Genomic DNA, 1,671 nt, shown 5'->3' on the forward strand with positions numbered 1-1,671 from the left:
CGTTGAGGACATTCAGCTATATGGACTGAACAAGGCAGCCCCGACTCTTCCTAATTGGGAGGAGAGAAGGGCTGTTGTTTTTTCCTAGTTTATAAAGCTTGGGATGCCATTCATTACAAGAGGGGGTTAACTTGGATACCGCCGGCCAGCATTGCCGAGCAACTCGAAGACGTGGCGGTACTGCCTGATGGGGAGGTCAGGGAATACAAAGGCTATTTCCCCAGCGGCCAGTTCAAGACGATCATCCTGTTCGAGGACAAACGGAATCTCCAGAGCGGCCAGGGCCTCACGAAGGTAGCTGACCTCCGACCAGGGTACCGGATAGTAAAACGACTTTTCCATATGATCACGCTCCTTGTGGTGAGCGTAGCATACCGGGTTGGGACAAAAAAAGGTTTTACACAATCAATTATGTTAAGAGGGGGACAAATGATGAACATGCAATTGTCTGTCACCAAAGGGGAAACCAGCGACTAGGGGAACTTCTGGACAAAGCACAGAGACGTGAGGAACAGTGGATAGGCGCTTACAACAAAGCCATAGCACGTGAGAAAAAGCTGGTCGAGGCGTTGCAGATCATAAAGGAGAGAAGCACTGATTACTGTGCTGTTGGTGTCGCCAACGACACGCTGAAAGAGTTGGAGTTGATTTAACAAAAGAGAAAAAGAGGACAGGAATATTAAAACAGAGTGTTATAAGTCTCTCCAAATTTTTGCCAAGCCTTCACAAAAGCATAGGCGAGTACACATAGACCAAGGAAAATGATACCCAAACAGCCGTACCTCATGTAACAACCTCTTTCGGAGAAAAATTTTAGAGACCAACTAGTTACTATACTACAACAGATGGACAAGTTGTTTAAGTTGAAAATACGGAGCTGGTGCCCCCTTTATCGGGAACACCAGCCGATGGGTTAGTCTTGTTTTGACTCGCCATCTGTACCAAACAAATGCCTCAAGACGATCTGGGTCACGTCAGATACCCGCTCGAAGACGAATGCGACCCCTGTCTCATGAGGCTGAACATGGTAACGAGTCACACCGAACTGCGACAGTTCCTGACTGATCCGCAGAGCGTCAGAGAGACTTACAAAAAAGTACAGACGCTTGGTCATAGTATCACCCCCTTCCGGGCTAAAAGTAGCAGAAGGGGGTTGGGACAAAAAAGATAAAGCCCCTGTACAGGGAGCCGAATATAGGTTCGCTACTAAATAATATCATGTCTATCCGCAAGGGGGAACGGAAGATCAGCATACAACTGATTTTCCTGCAAAAATAAATCACAAAGAGACACAATAAAGGTTGGGGATAGATTTGAAACGGCCCCCCGTTCTGCCGACCGCAAAAATTCACGACGATCAAAACCACTCAAGTCCGAATGGTGGCTCAATAGACTGCCGTTAGTCAAGGCTTTGTCTTAGTTGAAGGTGTTTGGGGACAAAACCTTTATGAAGTAAAAGAAAGGAGGAAAGAAAGAAGGGACTAGATAGCGCTAGTCCCTTTTGAATCCCGATATGAACACAAATAAATTATACCAATTTTACGTGTATTTGGTCAACCATTCCCCTGTTCGTATTCATGATGTTGCAGATGTGTTTGCAGTTCACAGAGCTACCGTTTGGAGGAATATACGGAAACTTGAAATTGCCAATCTGATCCAGACACAACGGAC

Annotated in this window: 2 protein-coding genes; both read right to left on the reverse strand. The window is 46.1% G+C overall.

Going from position 1 to position 1,671, the window contains the following annotated elements:
• Positions 1 to 126: 126 nt before the first annotated feature.
• Entirely contained in the window at positions 127 to 342 is a 216-nt protein-coding gene (locus ACTHO6_RS21100; RefSeq protein WP_310769132.1) for a hypothetical protein, read from the reverse strand.
• 571 nt (positions 343 to 913) lie between these two features.
• On the reverse strand, positions 914 to 1,114 hold the full coding sequence (locus tag ACTHO6_RS21105) for a hypothetical protein (protein WP_310769134.1): 201 nt from the start codon (positions 1,112 to 1,114) through the stop codon (positions 914 to 916).
• Between the last annotated feature and the right edge of the window lie 557 nt (positions 1,115 to 1,671).

This window comes from Brevibacillus sp. SAFN-007a (assembly GCF_051967035.1).
Classification (GTDB): Bacteria; Bacillota; Bacilli; order Brevibacillales; family Brevibacillaceae; genus Brevibacillus.